Annotated in this window: 14 protein-coding genes; 11 read left to right on the forward strand and 3 right to left on the reverse strand. The window is 39.8% G+C overall.

All coding sequences use genetic code 11. The annotated features are described in order from the left end of the window. Window positions 1-157: 157 nt before the first annotated feature. Both FFJ24_RS09170 and FFJ24_RS26040 read right to left on the reverse strand, forming a co-directional pair. Window positions 158-1,483, reverse strand: coding sequence for an OmpA family protein (locus tag FFJ24_RS09170; RefSeq protein ID WP_138821219.1), 1,326 nt, complete (start codon window positions 1,481-1,483; stop codon window positions 158-160). Window positions 1,484-1,932: 449 nt separating this feature from the next. Beyond that, entirely contained in the window at window positions 1,933-2,094 is a 162-nt protein-coding gene (locus FFJ24_RS26040) for a hypothetical protein (protein ID WP_168202426.1), read from the reverse strand. A 476-nt stretch (window positions 2,095-2,570) separates the two neighbouring features. On the opposite strand from FFJ24_RS26040, the gene FFJ24_RS09175 reads away from it, so the two are divergent. The 10 genes from FFJ24_RS09175 (at window position 2,571) to FFJ24_RS09220 (ending at window position 21,038) form a co-directional block, all read left to right on the forward strand. Further along, window positions 2,571-3,593: a GntR family transcriptional regulator gene (locus FFJ24_RS09175; protein ID WP_138821220.1), complete on the forward strand. Its 1,023-nt coding sequence runs from the start codon at window positions 2,571-2,573 to the stop codon at window positions 3,591-3,593. A 9-nt stretch (window positions 3,594-3,602) separates the two neighbouring features. After that, entirely contained in the window at window positions 3,603-5,195 is a 1,593-nt protein-coding gene (locus FFJ24_RS09180; RefSeq protein ID WP_138821221.1) for a solute:sodium symporter family transporter, read from the forward strand. A gap of 381 nt (window positions 5,196-5,576) precedes the next feature. After that, window positions 5,577-8,882: a TonB-dependent receptor gene (locus tag FFJ24_RS09185; protein WP_246862779.1), complete on the forward strand. Its 3,306-nt coding sequence runs from the start codon at window positions 5,577-5,579 to the stop codon at window positions 8,880-8,882. Next, the gene (locus FFJ24_RS09190) at window positions 8,882-10,813 is read left to right on the forward strand and encodes a RagB/SusD family nutrient uptake outer membrane protein (protein ID WP_168202427.1); all 1,932 of its coding nucleotides are present in this window, start codon (window positions 8,882-8,884) and stop codon (window positions 10,811-10,813) included. The genes FFJ24_RS09185 and FFJ24_RS09190 overlap by 1 nt, the downstream gene beginning before the upstream one ends. Window positions 10,814-10,830: 17 nt before the next feature. Then, window positions 10,831-12,066 (forward strand): DUF5000 domain-containing lipoprotein, encoded by a 1,236-nt coding sequence (locus FFJ24_RS09195; protein ID WP_246862780.1) that lies wholly within the window; start codon window positions 10,831-10,833, stop codon window positions 12,064-12,066. A 33-nt stretch (window positions 12,067-12,099) separates the two neighbouring features. Then, entirely contained in the window at window positions 12,100-13,320 is a 1,221-nt protein-coding gene (locus FFJ24_RS09200; protein WP_138821222.1) for a DUF4998 domain-containing protein, read from the forward strand. Between the two features lie 227 nt (window positions 13,321-13,547). Further along, entirely contained in the window at window positions 13,548-15,881 is a 2,334-nt protein-coding gene (locus FFJ24_RS09205) for a glycoside hydrolase N-terminal domain-containing protein (protein ID WP_138821223.1), read from the forward strand. 8 nt (window positions 15,882-15,889) lie between these two features. Continuing rightward, window positions 15,890-17,932, forward strand: coding sequence for an alpha-galactosidase (locus FFJ24_RS09210; protein WP_210419489.1), 2,043 nt, complete (start codon window positions 15,890-15,892; stop codon window positions 17,930-17,932). Between the two features lie 51 nt (window positions 17,933-17,983). Further along, on the forward strand, window positions 17,984-20,194 hold the full coding sequence (locus FFJ24_RS09215; RefSeq protein ID WP_246862781.1) for an alpha-galactosidase: 2,211 nt from the start codon (window positions 17,984-17,986) through the stop codon (window positions 20,192-20,194). A gap of 568 nt (window positions 20,195-20,762) precedes the next feature. Further along, entirely contained in the window at window positions 20,763-21,038 is a 276-nt protein-coding gene (locus FFJ24_RS09220; protein WP_138821224.1) for a hypothetical protein, read from the forward strand. Between the two features lie 338 nt (window positions 21,039-21,376). Here the strand turns inward: FFJ24_RS09220 and FFJ24_RS09225 are convergent, their stop codons facing one another. Next, the gene (locus FFJ24_RS09225; RefSeq protein ID WP_138821225.1) at window positions 21,377-22,159 is read right to left on the reverse strand and encodes an HAD-IIA family hydrolase; all 783 of its coding nucleotides are present in this window, start codon (window positions 22,157-22,159) and stop codon (window positions 21,377-21,379) included. Window positions 22,160-22,461: 302 nt separating this feature from the next. Between FFJ24_RS09225 and FFJ24_RS09230 the strand changes: the two genes are divergently transcribed. After that, complete coding sequence (locus FFJ24_RS09230; RefSeq protein ID WP_138821226.1) at window positions 22,462-22,986, forward strand: hypothetical protein; 525 nt, start codon at window positions 22,462-22,464, stop codon at window positions 22,984-22,986. Window positions 22,987-23,000: the final 14 nt, after the last annotated feature.

Raw genomic sequence — 23,000 nt, forward strand, 5'->3', positions numbered from 1 at the left:
AACGGGGCGTCACCCTGATCAGATAGCTATCGGATTTATTTCAGTGTATATTCCACCAAAAAAGATGCTGAAACGAGTTTATCATGACGATTTCTAATATAAAAAAAGCTCCTCAGAAATTAATCTGAAGAGCTCTTTCATCAACCGTTATTTACAATTAGTATAAAGTAAACTCTACACGACGATTTTGTTGACGGCCAGCTGCAGTTTTGTTTGTTGCAATTGGTTGGTCAGGTCCATAACCTGTAGCTTCGATTCTTGATGCATTTGCACCTTGAGATACCAAGTAAGCTTTTACTGATTCTGCTCTGTCTTTAGATAAACGTAAGTTTAACTCTCTACCACCAGTATTATCAGTGTGACCAGCTAATTTTAAGCTAAAGTTTTTCTCTACCAATAAACCAGCAACACGGTTTAAAGTAGCATAAGATTTAGAACGGATGGTTGATTTACCTAAATCGAATTCTAAGTTAGAAATCGCATCTTTAACCACTTTACGGTCTTCTTCAGTAATTACTCTAGTCTCTTTAATTACTTCACGTTGAACTTTAATTGGGCAACCAGAACCATCAACAACTGTACCTGAAGCAGTTCCAGGGCATTTATCGAATTTGTTAGCTACACCATCATTATCATCATCGCCAAGGTCTTTAGCATACTGTTCTCTATCGCGTTGTGCGTTTTGCTCAGCAGTAGATAATGCTCTTCTTAGTTCAGCACTTTCTTCAGCACTTTGTTGACGTAAGTTAGCCAATGAGCTGTAGTTTTGTAACTGAGGTTTATCTTTACTGCCTAAAGCAAATTCCAGACCTGCGTGTGCATAAGCAAATCTGTCGTTACCACCTGTGTTAACTCCATCAAATTTAGCAGATTTAACAAAATTTACATCGTAACCTAAATCTACATTAATTCCTTTAGCAACACCCAATTTAAAACCGGCACCTACTGGTACAAACCAGCCTTCTCTATAATAACCTGCGTCTTGCGTATTAGCCGGCATAGTAGTAGCGCCAGATGACATGTAACCTGCACCCGCTTTCAAGTAAGGGATAATTACCGCATTTTCATTATTGATGTTAATGTTGGCAACATTCCAAACTGCTGATAAAGCTCCAGACCATTGGATGTTGGTTTTGTAACCTGTGTTTGCTATGAAACCACCTGCGCCGTTAGACGCTCTTAATTCTTCAACTTTACCAGCTAAGAAATCTGCTTGGATACCTAATTGAGGCAAAATTTGTTTTTTAATATAACCTCCGTAACCGATATGTTCTACTGGAGTTTCAAATTGGTGGTTAGAGTTACCAAAAATAGTTCTTGGCGTTAGCAAACCTCCGTGTACACCTACCGACCAGGTACGGAATTCTTTAGGAGAGAAACGTCCTGTGGTACTCGTAGTTGTTGGTGTATCCTGGGCAAACAATTGTGATGATAAACCTAATAATGCAACCAACATTGTTGATTTTGTAATTCTCGTATTCATGTTATTATATTTTTAAATATTAGTGTCTTAACAGTTTTTTTATCGTACTGTTTTGCATGGACCAAGAAAAAATCTTGCCAAACACCACGTTTATTACGCAAACAGCATATTATCAGAAGGTTAACAAAATAATTTTATTTCACAAAAAAGTTACGTAATGATAAATACTACCTATTTTTATGTACAGAATACTATACATTAGCGAGGGGCTAGAGAATAAAGTTCCTTTGGATTGTATGCATGTTATTAGAAAACTACGGCAATGGATCCTTCGATTACGCTACAATTGACGTTATTTTACAAATAATTATTAATCAGTATTTTAACTACTTTCGCATTTCCATCCAGCTAGGCCATAGTACAGCATCTCCGTTCTACTTAAATCCGGCCTAACAAATTTTTCGGGCTACACTGCTTAAGCCAGCCTACTAGCTTCGAAAGAAAAATTTTCAGTCGGTGTTTTTTGTTTTTTCATTTGTCTTTATGTTTTCAATGGCATTCAAGCTAGCTTCGCTGGTCTTTTTGACACCAAAAAGATGGAGGCCTTCGGCGGCGGCGAGCCGAGGCAAGCCCGTGCGTGGGATAAGAGAAGACAATTGTACATCACTCATATTGATTTTAAACAATTTAATTAACCCTCAGGATTGACAAAACGAAGTTGGTGCCATCTGACAGATGATCAACCATTTGTGTTTGGAATTAATAATTTCGGCGGCGCAACCTGTCAATAGAATCTGTCTTCATCTGTGATAAAAGATCATTTGCTTAGATAAACCTTAAATTACTTATATGTTAGAATAAAGTTCCTTTGAATTATATACTTGTTGTTAGAAAACTATGGCAATGGATCTTCGAATACGCTCAGGATGACAAAGTGAAGGAAAGAATTGTTCTAAATATATTCTGTGTCAATCTGCGTCTCCGTGACAACTTATTTCCCTTATTAGACATACTCAATGATTAGCGTAATCTTTCTCAGTGGCATCACCAGGCACAACGACAAAATTTTTACAGATATATCTCTTTTAAATTTATATATTTCGGGCGAATTAACCGCTAATAAATCGATTAAACCAAATATTACTGTATGAATAAGGAAAAGTTGTTCAATGAAATCAAAGATTTGAGCATCATAAATTCTTTCTCTAAACACGAACAACTTGTACAGGGAATCATTAATGGCCTTAATCACAAACTGATTGTCAAGGGCGACATGTTGCCTTCGGTTAACGAAATGATGCGGGAAACCGGTTTTGCCAAAGAAACCATCGGAAAGGCCTATAAAGAACTGATCAGCAGGGGGATTTTAGAATCGAAAAACAGGATGGGCTATTTTGTAGCTACTGATGATACCGAACAGCACCTGAAAGTTTGTTTGCTGATTTACGCATTCGATACCTTCCAGGAAACATTTTACCAGAACTTTCGCGATCATCTGGGTGATAACATTCAGGTTGATGTATATTTTCACCACAACAATTTTAGTGTTTTCGAGTCCATCATAAACAGCAACAAAGGTCAGTATGGGCTATATGTAATTGCACCGATAGAAAGTAACGAGGCCAAAGAAGTTTTGGAGCAATTGCCAAAAGAAAAATTATTGATTGTAGATCGCTATGTAAAACTGAAAGGCGATTATTCCTATATTGTTCAGGAGTTTGAAAAGGCTTCTTATAACGCTTTTTTAGAACTGGCACCCAGAATTAAGGAATTTTCGGAATTTGTTTTCTTCTTTAAACCTTCTTCTGCAGAGCCGAACGAAGTATTAATTTCCTTTAAACGTTTTATAAAAGAATTTAACATCAACGGAGTAATCAAAAACAATTACGAGGCAGGTAGTATTGCACCGGATAAGGTTTATTTTACCATACACAACCTTGAGCTTTGGGAAATGCTGAAAGATACTAAGGTTAAAGGCTTAAAAGTGGGTAAAGATCTCGGGATTCTTTCTCATAACGATGATAACGTTAAAGAGATCATATTTGATGGGATTACTACCTTTTCAATCGATTTTGCGCACATGGGCCGCTTAGCTGCCGAGTTTGTGCTGAGCTTAAAGCCTATTAAACAGGTAATGGAAAATAAACTGATCAGAAGAAATTCACTTTAACACCATCGCGTGGGAACAACGGCCATCATCAGTTTTATCCTGTTCACGGTTTTGGCCGCGACCATCTCTTATTTCAAAACGAGGAAAACACAAAGATCAACCATTACGGGGTTTTTCTTTGCCAACCGCACCAATGGTTTTATCATTATCGGTGCTTCGCTGTTTTTTAGTAACATTAGCGCCAACCAGTTTATCGGCGAAAACGAATCGGTTTACATCAATAACATGTCGGTAATTAGTTGGGGGATTTCCTCCATTTTTGCTATGATCATCGTTTCTGAGTTTTTTATTCCCATTTATTTTAAAACCGGGATCCGTACCATTCCAGATTTTTTGGAGAAACGTTATGATAAACAGACTAAAACGCTGGTTTCGGTTATTTTTCTGTTTAGTTATATCATTAACCTGCTTCCATCGGTGCTTTATGGTGGTGCCGTTGCTTTTAGTAACCTGATCGATCTTTCCGGTTTTCACCTTTCTTATTGGGAAAGCATTTGGGTTTTTGTATGGATTATGGGCCTGATTGGTTCGGTTTATACCATTTTGGGTGGATTTAAGGCCATTACCATTTCTGATACCGTATTGAGTGCCGGTATGCTGATCCTCATTATCGCCCTGCCATATTATGGCTTGCGTTATCTGGGTCAGGGCGATTTTTTCAGCGGACTTTCTACCGTAATGTCCACCAAAAAAGAACACCTCAATTCGATAGGGCGCAGTAATGATGCCGTTCCTTTTTCTACTTTGTTTACCGGTATGCTGATCGTTAACCTTTATTACTGGGGAATGGAACAATACATCATTCAGCAGGTGCTGGCGGCCAAAAGTTTGGAAGAAGGCCAAAAGGGCATTGCATTAACCTGTTTTGCCAAATTACTTTGTCCATTGCTGATCAATATTCCCGGCTTAATCGCAGTGCACCTTTATCCTGTTTTAACCAATACCAACCAGGTATTTCCGCTGCTTATTAAAGATGTACTGCCGCCACTTTTAATGGGTTTATCGGCTTGTGTACTTTTTGGGGCTGCCATCACCACTTTTAACGCCGGACTTAACAGTTCGAGTACCTTATTTCTCTTAAATTTATATAAACCTTTTATGGAGAAAAAAGGAAAAGTATTGTCTGATAAGCGTTTGTTGAGAACAGGACGGCTCTTCCAGATTTCGGTATCGTTGTTTGCTATGGTGTTTGCGCCTTTCATTATATTTTCGAAGCATGGCTTCTACGAATACCTGCAAAAAATCAGTGCCATTTTTAGTCTCCCCATCTTTACCATTATCTTTTTAGGCTTTATCACCAAAAAAATGCCACCCATTGCCGCTAAAATCGGGATGCTTTTCTTTATTTCCTGTTATGTAATGAGTGAGTGGGTATTTTCTATCCAACTGCACTACCTGCATACATTAGCCATCATCTTTATCATTACTGTTTTATTGATGTTATCCATTTCGAAGCTTTACCCCAAACAAATTCCCTATACTTTGGTGCTGGATAACAAAATTGAAATTATTCCCTGGCAGAATAGACATTATTATCATGTTGTATTGATTTCACTCATGGCACTTGTCTTTTTTATTTTCTCTTCTTATATACTTGCTTAGCCCTGTATTTCAGTTGTTTATATATTTTATTTACTCGCTTGGAATATTAAATATTTTGTTTATCATTGTATCCGAAAATAATAGGATAGAATAGGATAGGATAGTTAAGTTTGTTTACCTGCTTTCAAGCATTTTATTCCCCATAGAGAAGAGGGTAACAAGTAAATAAATGTTAAAATCACTTGTCTGAACTATTGTTTTCATTAACCAAATAATTCCAAATTATGAGAAATTTTACAACTTATTGTGCAGTTATGCAAACCCTACCATCAATTGCTACAGGATGGCCGAAGGATATCCAACATCTGAAAAGGCATTAATTTCTGTCGATCTACATCTATCTACAATTTTTTAATTCATCATTTAAAAGCTTATTAGCAAATGAAGCAATTATTTTTGTTTTGTGGGCACCAACCGGTGTCTGGCAGGCTAAAAAATGCAATGGTATTGACAGGTTCGATGCTTGTATTTTTCCTGATTTTTATGCCTGTAAACAGTTATTCCCAAACAGGGAAGAAAACCATTACGGGTAAGGTTACCGATACGCTAGGGGTAGGGCTGCCCGGCGTAACTGTGGCAGTAGTAAACAAGGTTAACGTAGGAACACAAACCGATAATAACGGGAAATTTGTACTTGATGTTGCGCCCGGCGAAATCCTCCGCTTTTCTTATGTAGGCTACCGCGAGCAAAGGGCAACGGTTGGAGCAGGTAACATCATCAACATTAAATTAACCGAAGAAAATATGCTTTCGGAAGAGGTGGTGATTACGGCTTTGGGCCAAAAGCAACGTAAAGAGGCTTTGGTAGGTTCGGTTACCACGGTGAAAGTGGGTAACCTTAAAATTCCTTCCAGTAATTTAACCAATGCACTTTCTGGTCAGATAGCGGGTGTAATCGGTTATCAACGCAGCGGACAGCCTGGGCAGGATAACTCGCAGTTTTTTATCCGCGGGGTAACTACTTTCGGTTACAAGCAGGATCCGTTGATTTTGATCGATAACGTAGAGTTAACGAGTTCGGATCTTGCACGCCTTCAGGTAGATGATATCGAGAGTTTTTCGATACTGAAAGATGCGAGTGCTACGGCATTATATGGTGCCAGGGGCGCAAATGGCGTAATTTTAGTGGCTACCAAATCTGGTAAAGAGGGTAAAGCCAAAATCAGTTTCCGGCTGGAGAACTCTTCTTCACAATCTACCCAAAACTTAGAACTTGCCGATCCGATTACCTATATGAGGCTTTTTAATGAGGCTTCTATTGGTAGGGGAATGGATCCGATGTTTACGCCAAACCAGATCATCAACACGCAGGCAACGGTAAATAAAAGTCCGGGGTATAACGAATATGTTTACCCAGCGGTTGATTGGTTAGGCCTGTTGTTTAAAAAGAGAACCAGTACGCAACGAGCCAACATGAGTGTGAGCGGTGGGGGTGGCGTGGCCAGGTATTACATTGCTGGTTCCTATAACCTTGATAATGGCGTACTTAATCAGGATGAAAAAAATAACAACGATAACAACGTAAAATTCCGCAATTACCAGTTGCGCTCTAATATCAATATCGATTTAGGCAAAACTACCGAACTGGTGGTGCGTTTATCGGGTAATTTTAGCGAATATAATGGTCCGTTGGCTACCGACGGTGGTTTTTCTACCGATCTTTATAATATTGCGGTACACACCAGTCCGGTTATTTTTCCGGCTTATTTTCCTGCCGATGCGGCCAATCAAAATGCGCAGCACATTTTGTTTGGGAACACAGGTGGCACTGGGGTAAACAGTATTTTGTATAACAACCCTTATGCGGCATTGCTCCGCGGACATAAAAATTCTACTGAATCGCGTATGTCGGCACAATTAGAATTGAATCAAAAACTGGATTTTTTTACAGAAGGACTTTCGTTTAAATCGATTTTCAGTACCAACAGGTATTCTTACTTCGATTCGTCAATGGCCTATTCTCCATTTTACTATAACGTAGGCTCTTACGACAAAGCAAGCAATACTTATGTGTTAAACTGGTTAAACTCCGCTACCGGAGATCCATCTCAGGTTCCGAACATTGCACAGGAATATTTAAGTTATTACCCTGGCGATCCGAACATCAGCACCTTTCTTTACGGGCAGGCTTCTGTAAATTACGATCATACTTTTGGTAAGAACCATACCGTAAGTGGTGCATTAATTGGTACCGCTCAGCAAAATCTTTATAACAATGCCAAAGATCCGAAAACCAATACCAGGACTTTACAATATTCGCTCCCTTACCGGAATTTAGGCTTGGCAGGACGGTTAACTTATTCGTACAAAAGCCGTTACTTTTTAGAAACCAACTTTGGTTATAATGGCTCGGAAAGGTTTTCGGAAAACCACCGATTTGGTTTCTTCCCAACCATTGGTGCCGGATGGATTGTTTCTAACGAAGAATTTTGGAAAGGCGGCATTGCCAATGTAGTTAACCGTTTAAAATTGAGGGGAAGTTTTGGTTTAGTGGGTAATGATGCCATCGGATCACAACGCTTTTTCTACCAGTCTGACGTAAACTTAAACGGTGGTGGTAACTATGCCCAGTTTGGTTATAATGGTGGGGTTACACGTCCTGGCGTTTACATCAACAGTTACGAAAATACTGATATTACCTGGGAAACTTCGCGCCAAACCAATCTGGCTTTAGAAGCTACGCTTTTCAAAAACATGAACATTATTGCGGAGGTGTACAATAATGACCGTTACAATATTTACATGATTCGTAAAAACGTACCCAGCACGTTAGGGTTAGAGGCAATTGATCCAAACACCGGTGCACCAGATATTGGTGCGAATATTGGTAAAGCGAGATCAAGAGGTATCGATTTATCACTCGATTATAAGTTTAACGTAAATGCATTTTCTTTTGCGGTTCGTTCTAACTTAACCTTTGCCAAAAATAAATACATCAATTACGAAGAGCCACAATGGGCCGAAGCTTACCGTTATGCCACGGGGCAGCCGATCAGTAGAAACTATGGTTACATTGCTGAACGTTTGTTTGTGGATGATAAAGAGGTACAGAACTCTCCAACACAGATTTTCTCAACAGGTGGTAAACCGCCAAGGGCAGGAGATATTAAATATCGCGATTTAAATAACGATGGTAAAATTGACGATGCCGATAAAGCTTACATTGGTTTTCCTCAGTCGCCAGAAGTGGTATATGGTTTCGGTTTCAGTTCTTCGTACAAAGGTTTTGATCTTTCGGCTTTCTTTACCGGACAGGATAGGATGACTTTCTTTATCGATCCAACCAAGGTGAGTCCTTTTGTACCGAGCAATCAGCAGTATATTTATGGTAATACTCAATTGCTAAAAGATTTTGCCGATAACCACTGGTCGCCGGAAAATCAGAATTTGTATGCGCTATATCCAAGGCTTGCCGTAAATGCTACAGATCTTGAAAACAATGCACAAACCAGTACGTGGTGGATGAGAAACGGCCGTTTATTGAGGCTTAAATCAGTTGAATTTGGCTATACGCTTCCGCAGCGCATTTCGAGTAAAATCAAGCTAAATTCTTGCCGCATTTATTTAAATGGTTTAAACCTGATTACCTGGAGTCCATTTAAAATGTGGGATCCTGAGCAGGGTGGAAACGGTTTTGCCTATCCAATCCAAAAGGTATTCAATGTTGGTCTTAACGTAACCTTATAATGAAAACGATAAAAACATATTTTACATACGGCTGCATCATGGTGGTGTTATGCACTTTTATATCCTGCAAAAAGTACCTTGATATCACACCCGATAATTTGGGCACACTTGATTATGCTTTCAGGAACAGAAATGAAGCCGAAAACTATTTATACTCGTGTTATGCTTATCTGCAGCGCATGAACGATGCGGCTTCGAACCCTGGTTTTACCACTTCATCGGAGCTGATTTATTCGAACACACTTGATAATTACCTGAATTTTAATCGTACAGGTTTCAATCTGTTAAGGGGAACACAAACAGCAGCAAACCCTGGTTTAAATGCGTGGGATGGCAGCGAAGGCAGCTATAGCTTGTGGCGTTCGATCAGGATCTGTAATATCATGCTCGAAAATATTGATAAACCGATTGATTTAGGCGCAACTGAAAAACAGCGCTGGATTGCCGAAACCAAATTTTTAAAAGCTTATTATCACTATGTGCTTTTTAAAATGTACGGACCAATTCCGTTAATTAAAACCAATCTGGCCATTAATAGCAGTACCGATGAAGTGCGTGTAAAGAGGGCACCAGTTGATGAAACTGTTGATTATATTATTTCTCTATTAGACGAAGCCATCCCTAATTTACCTCCTGTAATCAGCAGTCAGGCTACCGAATTAGGCAGGATAACAAGTGTAATTGCCTTATCGGTTAAAGCTGATGTTTTGGCCACATCGGCCAGCCCGCTTTTTAATGGCAATCCTGATTATGTCAGTTTTAAAGATAAAGATGGGATAAGTCTTTTTCCGGCAGCTTTTGACGCACAAAAATGGAAAAAAGCAGCTGATGCAGCAAAAGCCGCCATTACAGCTGCAGAAAGTCAGGGTATAAAATTATACACCTTTAGTGCACCAACAACGGTAGGTAAGCTATCCGATTCGTTAAAAAGAGAATTGGATGTGCAGAATGCAGTAACCGAGAAATGGGAGCTGAATTCGGAGATCATCTGGGCTTCCAATCCGGAGTTTAGTTACCAGGGTTTTGCCACACCAAGGCTTACGCCAAAATCGGCAGTGAACAATTTTTCTAATCCTTCTACTTTTTCTGCACCGATAAGCACCCAAGAGCTTTTTTATACCGTAAATGGTGTGCCGATCAGTGAGGATAAAACCTGGGATTATGCAGGCAGAAATGCCATTAAAGTGGGGGATAATGCCAGCCGCTATTATATTCGGCAAGGTTACGAAACCATAAAGGGGCATTTTGCACGCGAAACCCGCTTTTATGCCGATATTGCTTTTGATGGGAGTATCTGGTTCGGGAACGGAAGAAATAACCAGGACGATCCGGCCAATCCATTATACTATGTTTCCGCAAGGGGAACCGGTCTTGCCGCGCCGAGTGATAACATCCGATTGAACATTACAGGTTATTGGCCAAAGAAACTGGTGAGTTATGCTTCTGTTTACGATGATGGTTTTCAGCAATCGGCTTTCCGTTTACCATTGATCAGGCTTGCAGGTTTATACCTATTATATGCTGAAGCATTAAATGAGGTAAGCGGACCCAGCGCAGAAGTATTTACTTATATCGATAAAGTTAGGCAAAGGGCTGGCTTGCAGGGTGTACAGTCATCCTGGACAAACTTTTCGAAAAGTCCGAATAAATTTAATTCCAAAGATGGTTTAAGGCAGATCATCCACCAGGAAAGAAGGATCGAACTGTGTTTTGAAGGCCAGAGCGGTTGGGATTTAAGAAGGTGGAAAGAACTTCAGGCGGTTTTAACCGCACCGATACAAGGTTGGAGCATCAATAATGCTGAAGCCATTAATTATTACCGTCCAACTACCCAATTTATCCCGGTTTTTGGTTTAAAAGATTATTTATGGCCAATCAGGAGTTACGATTTGGTGGTAAATCCAAACTTAGTTCAAAACCCTTATTGGTAGTTTTAAATATTAAAGATATGAAACGTATTAAAAATAGTATTTACCTCGCCCTTATCGTTTCCCTTGTAGCCAGTATTGCGGCTTGTAAAAAAATGGAAACTTATAACGATCCGGCTTCGTCTGATATGACCAAGCCAGGGGTAGTAACCAATATTAAAGTAGATAATTTTAATGGTGGTGCATACATCACTTATTCCTTGCCAAATTCTAAAAACCTTTTATATGTATTGGCACGGTACAAAATAAATGGCGTAACCACACGCGAAACTAAATCGAGTTATTATTCTGATTCGATTATGGTTGATGGTTTTGCCAAAAAGCAGGGTTATGATGTTACTTTATATGCCGTAAGCAGGGCAGAGGTTAAATCCGATCCTGTGGTGGTAAAAGTTAATCCCGATACCCCGCCTTATTTGCTGGCCAAACCGACTATTAATGCTGAAGCTGATTTTGGCGGAATCAAAATTACAGGAACAAACCCTGCTAAAAATAATCTGGGGATTATTCTTCTGGGTTTTAGCAATAATAATGTTTCGGATGTCATCGATCAGCATTATGGTAAAACGGAAATAATCAACTATTCGGTAAGGGGCTATGCGCCGGTAGCAAAGAAAATAGGCTATTATGTAACCGATAATTTTGGAAACATTTCCGATACTACTTATACAACTGTTACGCCTTTCTTTGAAACCTTATTGGATAGAAATAAATTTTTCCAGTACAGGCTTCCTACAGATGGCGTGATTGCGTATGGTTGGGATCTTCCTTATTTATGGGATGGCAAAACAGACGGTAACTCAAACGGATGGCATACGGCCCCGGGCGGTGCAATGCCTGCAATTGCTACATTTGGTTTAGGGGTGAGTGCGAAGTTAAGCCGCTTTATTTTATGGGAAAGACCAGATGGAAGCGACAAGTTTGCCTTTGGACATGGAAACCCGAAAGTATTTTCGGTATGGGGTTCTGATGTGGATGCTCCTCGCGATGCTCAGCTTCCAATCTTGGCACCAGAAGGTACCATTATCGGCGACTGGATCAATATGGGGAACTACAATTACCCAAATCCTCCATCTGGTTTAGCGCCTGTTGCACACACTACTGCTGATAACGATTTTGTAAAGGCAGGGGTAAGTTTCAACTTTCCTTTAACCAACCCGAAAGTACGTTATGTGCGCCTATCAGTAAGCACAACATGGTCTAACGGTACCTTTGCACATGCGATGGAAATGGCCTTTTACGGCGATCCACGGTAGTTAATGATAATATAAAAAGATAAATTTTCAGATATGAAAAGTATATATAAAATTAGCGGTCTGCTGTTATTGCTGGTAACAGTAATTATCAGTTGCACCAAAGATGATCTTGCCTTTAAGGATTATTTAAAAGATGGCGAGATTGTTTATCCGGGCCGTGTAGCTAATATTGTAACCAAACCAGGTAATTTAAGAACTGCACTGTGGTGGAACCCTAGTCCGGATCCGAGTGTGAGTAAATATGTAGTGTACTGGAACAACAGTGCCGATTCGGTGGTGGTTACCTCCACAACCCATAATCCTCTGGATACCATCAAAGTAACCATTCCGAATTTGAAGGAATATACTTATACCTTTACAGTTTATTCTTATGATGCACAGGGGCATAAATCGATTCCGATAGAAGCCAGAAACGTAAGGGTTTTTGGGCCGTTATATCAATCGGGCTTATTAAACAGGCCTTACAACGCCACAAACCCTTATTTGGTGAACAGCAATGGTTCGGTACAATTAAATTTTAAAACACCAGATACCATCAATGTAAATACGGTTGTGAGGTATACCAATACAGCGGGCACAAGTGTAGACAAAATTCTTTTGCCTGCTGATACGGCCATCATACTTCCTGATTATAAAGCCGGAACCAGTATCCTCTATAAATCATCTTATATTCCGGGCAAGGGTTCTTTGGATATATTCACGGTATCTGATTTTTCTACCTTTCCGCAGATTTTTACCTATGTACTTTGCGATAGATCACTTTTTAACGAAGTGCGATTACCAGGCGATGCGCAGACTTACGAATCGGGTACCAGCATCAGTAAATTATGGGATGGAAGCGTTGGTCCGCAGGGCTACCCGAATATTTTTCATAGCGCAGGTAACAGCGGAATGCCACATGTAATTACCTTCGATTTAGGTAAAATATACACCAATTTATCCCGCATCGAAGAAACCGGAAGAGATTGTTGTAATAATCCTGATCGCTTTGAAGTTTGGGGAATAGCCGATCTAAGCAATGCAAACACCAACTTATCGGCTAGCGATAATGGTTGGCCGGCTGAAGCCACCAGCAAAGGGTGGACGCTTTTGAAAGACGTGACCAGAACGGATGATGGCAAAAATGCAATAACGGCTGAACTTGATAACGGAGGTAAACCGATTCGTTATATTCGCATCAGGATCAAACATGTAACTACCGGCGATGGCAATTATAGCAATATGAGCGAAATGAGATTCTGGAATAAGCAGTAAATGTTATTTGATTCGATTAATGTGGTTTGATAAGCCACCGGCGATCGTCATTTCGAGCAGAGTGCAGCGAAGTCGAGAGATCTACCTAGATAGATCTAAATTGACCGGATCCATTCTTTTAACCACAGATGAAAAGGATGCACACAGATATAAAATCCGTGTTTATCTGTGTCCATCTGTGGTTAATGCCTTTTTTAATTATGAGTACAACAACACACAAATGAAAAATGTATAAAAAGCAACTGATCATTATTTTACTCCTCTCGTTTTTTATAGGTGAATATACCTTTGCCCAGCAAAAACCATTGTTGCTCTGGTACGATAAACCTGCCAGAATCTGGGAAGAAACCCTTCCCTTGGGCAATGGTAAACTCGGCATGACACCAGATGGTGGCATTACCAAAGAAAATATTGTGCTGAACGATATTACCTTATGGAGCGGCGGGAAACAGGACGCCAACAATTACGAAGCCTATAAAAGTTTGCCGAAAATCAGGCAACTGATATTGGAAGGTAAAAATGACGAAGCACAGGAACTCGTAAACCGCGATTTTGTTTGCAAAGGGCAGGGATCTGGAGGGGCAACCTGGGGCAAGTACCAAACACTGGGCAATTTGCAACTTGATTATGAGTATCCAGGCGTTAAAGATGTAAAACCAGCGGTTTACAAAAGAACGCTATCGCTGGATAAGGCGGTGGCCACAACCGAATTTACGCTCAGTGGTGTAAAATACAAAAGGGAATATTTCTGCAGTTTTGATGATGACGTAAATATCATCCGAATTACTGCCGATCAGCCTAAAAAACTGAACTGCAACATATCCATCAGCAGGTCAGAAAAAGCAACATTAGCCAGTCAGGGCAATGAACTTTTGATGTTTGGTCAGCTGGATAATGGAACCGATGGAAAGGGCATGAAGTACATAAGCCGCGTAAGTACCAAACTGAAAGATGGTTCGGTTAGGAGCGAAGACAATGTCCTTAAAATAAAAGATGCTACCGAAATTATTATTTATGTAGCTGCAGAAACCGATTTTAAACATGCAGATTTCGAAGCAAGGGTGAAAAATGTGTTGCAGGAAGCAAAAAAGAAAACTTATGCGGCAGAACTGGCTAAACACCGTTTAAACTTTGGCAAATTGTTTAACCGTTTAAAAATTAATTTAGGAGAAGGTGAAGCTGCTAAACAGCCAACCGACGTAAGATTGGATCATTTTTATAAAGATTACAAAAATGATGTCTCACTAAGTGCCCTGTTCTTTCAGTTTGGCCGCTATTTAAGCATCAGTAGTACCAGGGTAGGGCTTTTACCTCCAAATCTTCAGGGTTTATGGGCAAATCAGATCAATACTCCCTGGAACGGCGATTACCATTTGGATGTTAATGTGCAGATGAACCACTTTGCCATAGAGCCTGCCAATTTATCGGAATTAAATCTTCCACTAGCCGAACTGGTGAGGAATTTAACCGAACATGGTGCAAAAACCGCAAAGGCTTATTACAATGCAGATGGCTGGATAGCCCACGTCATTACCAATGTTTGGGGCTTTACCGAACCGGGTGAAAGTGCCTCCTGGGGTGCCTCAAATGCAGGTTCGGGCTGGTTATGCAGCAACCTTTGGGATCATTTCGCTTATAGCCGGGATTTAAAATACCTCAAAAGCATTTATCCCATTTTAAAAGGATCGGCTGCATTTTACCAGAGTGCTTTGATCAAAGATCCAAAAACAGGCTGGTTAGTTACCTCGCCATCCGTATCGCCAGAGAATTCTTTTTACATGCCCAACGGAAAAACCGCAAGCATTTCGATGGGACCAACCATCGATAACCAGATTGTGAGAGAACTTTTTAATAACGTAATTACTGCAGCAAAACTGCTTAAAGTTGATGTCTCGTTTAGTGCTTCGCTACAGGAAAAACTAAAATCGATTCCACCAGTGGGGGTAATCAGCAAAGACGGGCGCATACAGGAGTGGCTGGAAGATTATAAGGAAACTGATCCACAGCACCGCCACATTTCTCATTTATACGGCGTTTATCCTGCTGGTTTAATCACACCAAATTCAACTCCTGCCTTGGCCGAAGCCGCCAAAAAAACACTCGAAGTAAGGGGAGATGATGGACCAAGTTGGTCGATTGCTTATAAACAGTTATTTTGGGCTAGGTTACAGGATGGGAACCGGGCATTTAAATTGTTCAGGGAGATTTTAAAACCCACATTGCGTACCGATATCAATTATGGAGCAGGTGGTGGTGTTTATCCGAATATGTTATCAGCCGGACCACCGTTCCAGATTGATGGCAACTTTGGTGCTGCTGCGGGCATTGCTGAAATGCTGATTCAGAGCCACGATGGTTTTATCGAACTCTTACCTGCCATTCCAGATGCATGGAAAGCTTTTGGCGAAATACAGGGCTTAAAAGCGAGGGGCAATTTTACGGTTGATATGAACTGGAAGGATGGTAAAATTACCGCCTACAAAATTGCTTCGGCAATGCCGCAGAAGGTAAAAGTTAAAATAAACGGAAAGGTAAGCACCATAACTTCGGTTAAATTTTAGAACAATACATGATTTTTAAATTTTTATTCAAACACCGGGCACTTTTAATATTAAGTATACTGTTCTTTTCCGGCAGATCTGCTTCTGCAATCATAATCGGTTATGGTAAAACCGGAAAAATAGACTATAATCTTGAAACCGGCACTTTTAATGTGTCGGACGGGCCGAAGCAACTGTTGCTAAATGGTTTCTCACAAGCCGAGTACCAGAAAACATTGTTCAGCTCCAAAGATTATAAAGATATTACCTATAGTAAAAAGGCTATTAAAGATGGTTTTGGCAATGGATTTAAACACATTTTACTGTTAAAACAAGTTGGTTTGCCAACCATGCAACAGGTATTTTATACCTATATCCATAAAGATTATTTTATGATCAGCATTATCCTGAAAGGTGCTAATTTATCCATTAATCATATTGTTCCCATAAACGGAAACCTGATCGATCAACAACCTTCGGATACCCCAACGAGTTTATTTGTACCATTTGATAACGATACTTTCATTTCTTACAATACAGTACCCTTAATAGCTAATGTAAGCAATCCAAGTGCTGAAGTTACCGCTTTATACCATGATCAATCACGAAAAGGTTTTGTAATCGGTTCTATCGACCACACCAACTGGAAAACAGGTGTAATTACTGCAATGAATAGCGATAAAAAGATCAGTATACAGGCCATCTGTGGTTATACCGAAGAAAGTATAACCCGCGATAAAATTATACATGGTTATTTAACCGGCAATTCGGTGAGTTCTGCAAAAGTATTTTTCGGAGCTTTTGATGATTGGCGTTTGGGTATGGAAACTTATGCCAAACTGAACAGGATTTCAGAACCTCCCATGGTTTTTAAATGGAATAATGCCACACCGGTAGGCTGGAACAGCTGGGGTGCCATGCAGGAGAAAATCACACTCGAAAAAGCCAATCAGGTAAGCGATTTTTTTGCTGATAGTTTAAAAAGTTTCCGGAGTGGTGACGTCGCATTTATCGATCTCGATTCGTACTGGGATAACCTTTTAAAAGGAGGCTTAACCGGCGATTACTCCAAACTGAAAGCTTTTGCCGATCACGCCAAATCGAAGGGATTAAAACCGGGCATCTACTGGGCACCTTTTGTTGATTGGGGGTTTGCAGGCGGAGGTAACCGCAAAGCCGAAGGAACAGATTATACATTTGGAGAAATGTGGACAAAAGTTGACTCAGGCTATCATGATATTGATGGTGCAAGGGCACTAGATCCCACACACCCGGGTACGCAACAACGCATTGCAACCGTAATCAATAAGTTTAAAGAGTGTGGATTCGAAATGATTAAAATTGATTTTTTAGGTCATGCGGCGATAGAATCCGATCATTTTTACGATCCCAAAATCACCACGGGAATGCAAGCCTATAAAACCGGAATGGAGTTTCTATTAAAACAACTTGATGGTAAAATGCTGGTTTATGCGGCAATTTCACCAAGTATGGCTTCTGGCCGATATGTGCATGTCCGCCGGATTGCCTGTGATGCCTTTAAATCAATAAAAGATACCGAATATACCTTAAACAGTGTGAGCAACGGCTGGTGGCAAACTTACCTTTACGATTATATCGATGCCGACCATGTGGTATTCTCCGATCAGTCAGACGGAGAAAATAAGGCCAGACTTTTATCAGCCATTGTTACGGGCACCTGCATCACCGGCGATGATTTTTCACGTCAGGGAAAATGGACAGGCACAGCCCGGCATTTATTGAGCAATGCCGAAATCTTAAAGATTTTAGAGGATGGAAAAGCATTTGTTCCGGTAGAAGGAAACAGGGGCAAATCTGCCTCACAACTGTTTGTAAAAGAACTTAATGGAGTGAAATATCTGGCTGTATTTAATTATAGCGATGAAACCAAGGACTTCAATATCGACTTCTCCAGGATCGGTTTAAAATTAGATCAGGTGTATGGCACTGAAAATTTAATTAGTAGAAAAAAAGAAGCCTTAAAAAACAACCAAATCATCAGGCTTGCAGCAAAAGACGCAGCGATCTTTAAAATTACGCTCAAACCATAAATTAATCAAACCGCTATCTATAAAACATTATCAATTACTATTGAAAGTACAATGAACAGATCACATCAAACAACAGGATACTTCAGGCATGGCGCATTGGCAATGGCAATTTCTCTTTTTGCCATGTCGAATAGCAATGCACAAACCATTATACCCATCGAAACTACACATAATGCACTCGTTTTACAGACCGACTCAAAAAAAGATGTAAACACTATATTTTTTGGAAAAAAACTAGCCAATAAACAGGAATATGCTCAGGTTAATAGTCAGTACAAACAAACAGAAGATTATACCGGGCAATTAAATTCGGCTTATACGCCATCTGGAACGAGAAACCTGGTAGAACCTGCTATTAGTGTTACCCATGCCGATGGTAATAATTCCCTCGATCTGAAATATGTCGATCATACTGTTGCCGCAATCGATGACAATGTAAGTCTGTTAAAGATCAGGCTAAAAGATCCGGTGTACAATTTCGAAGTCACGCTGTTTTATAAATCTTTTTATAAACAGGATGTAATAGAGCAGTGGACGGAAATTAAACACAGCGAAAAAAGTAATGTGGTATTGCATAAATATGCTTCGGCCAACCTGCATTTAAAATCGCCACATTTTTGGCTGAACCAGTACCATGGCGATTGGGCAAAGGAAATGCAGCCCGAGCAAAGTGAAATTACCCACGGCATTAAAACTTTGGATAGCAAATTAGGTACCAGGGCCAACCTTTTTCAACCATCTGTTTTTATGATCTCAATGGATAAACCTGCAGAAGAGAACGAGGGCAATGTTTTATATGGTGCTTTGGAGTGGAGCGGTAATTTCAAGGTCGATCTGGAGCTTGATTATCAGGACAACCTGCGCATCATTGCCGGCATGAATAATTATGCTTCGCCTTACAGCTTAAAACCGGGAGAAGTTTTTGCCACTCCTGCATTTTTATATACTTTTTCTGATCAGGGAAAGGGCGATGCCAGCAGAAAATTACAGAATTGGGCACGTAATTATAAAATATTAGATGGTAAGGGCAGTAGACTGACCCTTTTGAACAATTGGGAGGCTACTTATTTCGACTTTAATGAACAGAAACTGGCAGAATTATTAAAAGATACCAAGAAACTAGGCGTCGATTTCTTTTTGTTGGATGACGGCTGGTTCGGGAATAAATACCCACGTAACGACGACCATGCGGCTTTGGGGGACTGGCAGGAAAACAAAAAGAAATTGCCAAATGGCATTGCTTCGCTGGTAAAAGAAGCCGATAATGTTGGAACCAGGTTCGGGATATGGATCGAACCAGAAATGGTGAGTCCGAAGAGCGAATTATACGAAAAACATCCCGATTGGGTGGTTAAACAGCCAAACCGTCCGGAATATTATTTCAGGAACCAGCTGGAACTTGATCTTTCGAACCCAAAAGTGCAGGATTTTGTTTTCGGAGTGGTTGACGATCTGTTTACTAAAAACCCGAAACTGGCCTATATTAAATGGGATTGTAATGCGGTAATTTATAATGCTTATTCGGCACACCAGAAAAATCAGTCGCACTTTTATATCGATTATGTAAAGGGCTTGTACAGCGTGCTTCAGCGCATCCGTGCTAAATATCCAACTGTACCGATGATGTTATGCTCGGGCGGAGGTGGCAGGGTAGATTATGCTGTATTACAGTATTTTACGGAGTTTTGGCCAAGCGATAATACCGACCCATTGGAAAGGATTTTTATGCAATGGGAATACTCTTATTTTTACCCGGCCATCAGCAGTTCTAATCATGTTACCGACTGGGGCAAACAATCCATAAAGTTCCGTACCGATGTAGCCATGATGGGTAAACTGGGTTTCGATATTGTGGTAAGCAAACTGCCTGAAAAAGAACTTCAGTTCTGTCAGGATGCAATCAAGAATTATAATGATGTGAAAGGCATTATCTGGCAAGGTGAACAATATCGTTTGGCCGATCCACGTGCAGGCAGCGTTGCCTCCATGTTGTATGTAAATGAGCAGAAAACCGAAGGTGTGATCTTTAACTACCTGGTCAGTTACCGTTATGGCGAAGGCAGTAAATATCCGGTTAAGTTGAATGGGTTAGATGCAGCTAAAAAATATCAGATTAACGAAATTAATTTATTTCCCGGGACTAAATCGCCAATTGATGGCAGCAAAATTTATACAGGCGATTTTTTAATGAAGGTTGGTTTTAATCCTAATTTAAGCACTGATAGGACGAGTGTGGTGCTGAAATTTGAGGAGGTGAAATAAATTAACCCGGTTCGTCATCTTGACTGTAGCGCAGCGAAATGGAGAGATCTAATAATGGTTTCTCCATTTTTTTAACCGCAAAATCCGCAGAGATGGAGCGCAAAGGGAGCAAAGTTGAGTGGTGAATAAATGCGATCCGTCATTCTCGCGCAGGCGGTAATATTAAAGCAACCTGCAAGTCTTACTTAAGCATTACGATTATTATTCATGAGTTTCCTTTTTTCAGAGGCATTCATGAGCACTTCGTGGTTCCCAATCAAGTTGGGTTTGACGAAACGCGTAGGATACTCCGTGTTTACCGTGCATTCTTGGCTTCTTTTTAACCACGGAGTATTCCGCTACGCTACAGCTCAGCATGACGATCGCGTGAGGTAAAGCCGTCATTGAGTTCATTATCTGCTGTAGGACTAATTTGCTTCTTTAAGTCGGTCTACACTTAATATTGAATTAAAACTGCACTCTAACTTTAACAATTTCATAATGCTAGCTAATTATCTTAATAATAACATCCGTTCATATTTGTTTAAAAAAGCGAACCAAATAAAAAGAAGATTTAAGCATAAATAATATGAGACTGATTTCTTGCGTGGCGCTATTAATGGTTATTCCAGCAATTGGACTTCTAACCAAAGCGAATAAATTTACAGACAAAAAAATGCCTGACATACCAGTACATGAGCAGGTTGTAAATGATTCAGCTTCATTTAGTTTATTTAATCAGGTTGGAACAGGTGCTAAGTTTAGTGGTACCCCCGTGGTATTTGCAACCGATTATCGCTTAAGTTTTTTTAAGCCAGTATATCTCCACTCAACCCAATTATTTACAATTAGCAAAATAAAGTAATTCAGTTGCTCTAAGAGAATAAATAGAAAGTGGTTCCTGAAAGTCCTTTCGTTCACGAATAATTAGTTAAATTTTTCACTGGTTACTGGTACCGGTCAGCCATCCCTTTTAGAGGAGCTAGTATTTTAATGGCGATTTCACCTTCGATGTTGTCCTGTTGAGCTTATCGAAACACCTTAAAGAGTGTCTAAACAGTCCTTTACCCCAATACAAGCCCCCCAGAATGACATATCTATTTATAATACAAGCTCTTCGTTGAATTTATATATATTATAATTCCATTTTGATTCTTATTTAAGTTTCTAAAACGTTACAGATTAAGCACTACGAACTCACAACTACTTGCTATCCCACCATGTCAATGGAAACTTTATCTCATCAACAGAACTTGCAATCATATCTGGTTTAAAAGCATAATGTCCTAAGGTATCCTTACTTGATATGCCCGAAAGCACCAAAATGGTTTTATAACCCATCTGTACACCACCCTGTATATCAGTTTCCATGGTATCGCCAATAACAGTGGTTTCACTGGTTTCCAATCCCAGGAATTTACGTGCCGAACGCATCATCACCGGACTTGGTTTACCTGTAACAAAGGCTTTTCTACCGGTTGCTTCTTCAATCATGGCAGTAGTTGCAGCTATACCTAAATTATTCCATCCTGGTTTTTTGGGTGATGGATCTCTATTGGTTGTGATAAATTTAGCTCCCGCAAGAATCATATCAACAGCACGCTGAACCATTTCGAGCGTGAAATTCCTGCCTTCTCCCAATACCACAAATTCCGGATCGGTATTTACTAAAGTAATGCCATGATCGTGTAAACTGCTTAATAAACCACCTTCGCCCAATACATAAGCGGTACCATTCGGACTTTGATCAGACAGAAATTTTCCGGTAGCCATAGCGCTGGTATACACATGGCTTTCTTCTACCTTTATACCAAGTCCTTTTAGTTTTCGCACCACCTCTAAAGCAGTTCGTTGACTATTGTTGGTCATAAATGCGAAAGGAATATCCTCATCAATTAAATTTTTAATGAATTTATCAGCGCCAAATATCAATTCTTCCCCGCTATAAATCACCCCATCCATATCTATTAATAATCCTTGTTTCATATATTTTGTAGATTTAATCTGTTTATGTGCAAACTTAATATTTTCCTGTTCAACCAATGTTAAAATAAAGTCTTTTGAACAGTAGTTTTTTGCCAAATTAATCCCTTTGTGCAATGTTATTAATTTAAGGATAAATCTCAAGAAGTCTTCGACTATGCTCAGACTGACGACAGGGATGATTAACTTAAGCCATTGCACGTTATGTTTAAATGGTGTTTTTTCCGGTTCATTTATTTGATAAAAAATAATGTCTGAGCTGTAGCATATCCTCGATTTGTGCCGTTTTCATCAAAAATCAAATCATGAAAAATGCCTTTAAAGTAACTTTCGCCTTTTTAATTGCATTAAGCACCTTGAATGCTTGTAAAAAGAAAACAGGTAGCCCAATGGATTTTACCATTGACGCGCAAAATCTAACTCCCTGTACTGAAGGAAACTGCCTGTTTGAATATGTTAATTATGCAGCAACGACCGATCAGCAGATGGCACTTACAACTGGTCAACACCGGATTTTTCTGGCTACGAAGAGTAATAACTTCAGCACCACGAGGGTATCTATTCAGGCACCTATGCAGGATGATAAATTTTTATTTACGGATAATGATATTCTCGCCGGAAAGGTAAAATATCTGTTTTCTTGCGCTTCATGTGATTATTTCAACTTAATTCCAATTGCAGGTAAGGTTAAAGGAATTAAAGTAACGAGCATTAATAGTTCAGCAGAAAAATGGCTGTTGGATGCTCATATTGTTCTAGCTGCCGAAAAATCTAAAAAACCTGTAGATACCATTCACATTAAACAATATTTTAATTTAGCTGTGAAATAAGGCGCTTGTGTAAT

This window comes from Pedobacter sp. KBS0701 (genome assembly GCF_005938645.2).
Taxonomy (GTDB): Bacteria; Bacteroidota; Bacteroidia; order Sphingobacteriales; family Sphingobacteriaceae; genus Pedobacter.

Bases quoted from the DNA above. Each gene is read 5' to 3' on its own strand.
- FFJ24_RS09170 (WP_138821219.1), bottom strand. From the start codon at position 1,483: ATGAATACGAGAATTACAAAATCAACAATGTTGGTTGCATTATTAGGT.
- FFJ24_RS26040 (WP_168202426.1), bottom strand. From the start codon at position 2,094: ATGAGTGATGTACAATTGTCTTCTCTTATCCCACGCACGGGCTTGCCT.
- FFJ24_RS09175 (WP_138821220.1), top strand. From the start codon at position 2,571: ATGAATAAGGAAAAGTTGTTCAATGAAATCAAAGATTTGAGCATCATA.
- FFJ24_RS09185 (WP_246862779.1), top strand. From the start codon at position 5,577: ATGAAGCAATTATTTTTGTTTTGTGGGCACCAACCGGTGTCTGGCAGG.
- FFJ24_RS09190 (WP_168202427.1), top strand. From the start codon at position 8,882: ATGAAAACGATAAAAACATATTTTACATACGGCTGCATCATGGTGGTG.
- FFJ24_RS09195 (WP_246862780.1), top strand. From the start codon at position 10,831: ATGAAACGTATTAAAAATAGTATTTACCTCGCCCTTATCGTTTCCCTT.
- FFJ24_RS09200 (WP_138821222.1), top strand. From the start codon at position 12,100: ATGAAAAGTATATATAAAATTAGCGGTCTGCTGTTATTGCTGGTAACA.
- FFJ24_RS09205 (WP_138821223.1), top strand. From the start codon at position 13,548: ATGTATAAAAAGCAACTGATCATTATTTTACTCCTCTCGTTTTTTATA.
- FFJ24_RS09210 (WP_210419489.1), top strand. From the start codon at position 15,890: ATGATTTTTAAATTTTTATTCAAACACCGGGCACTTTTAATATTAAGT.
- FFJ24_RS09215 (WP_246862781.1), top strand. From the start codon at position 17,984: ATGAACAGATCACATCAAACAACAGGATACTTCAGGCATGGCGCATTG.
- FFJ24_RS09220 (WP_138821224.1), top strand. From the start codon at position 20,763: ATGAGACTGATTTCTTGCGTGGCGCTATTAATGGTTATTCCAGCAATT.
- FFJ24_RS09225 (WP_138821225.1), bottom strand. From the start codon at position 22,159: ATGAAACAAGGATTATTAATAGATATGGATGGGGTGATTTATAGCGGG.
- FFJ24_RS09230 (WP_138821226.1), top strand. From the start codon at position 22,462: ATGAAAAATGCCTTTAAAGTAACTTTCGCCTTTTTAATTGCATTAAGC.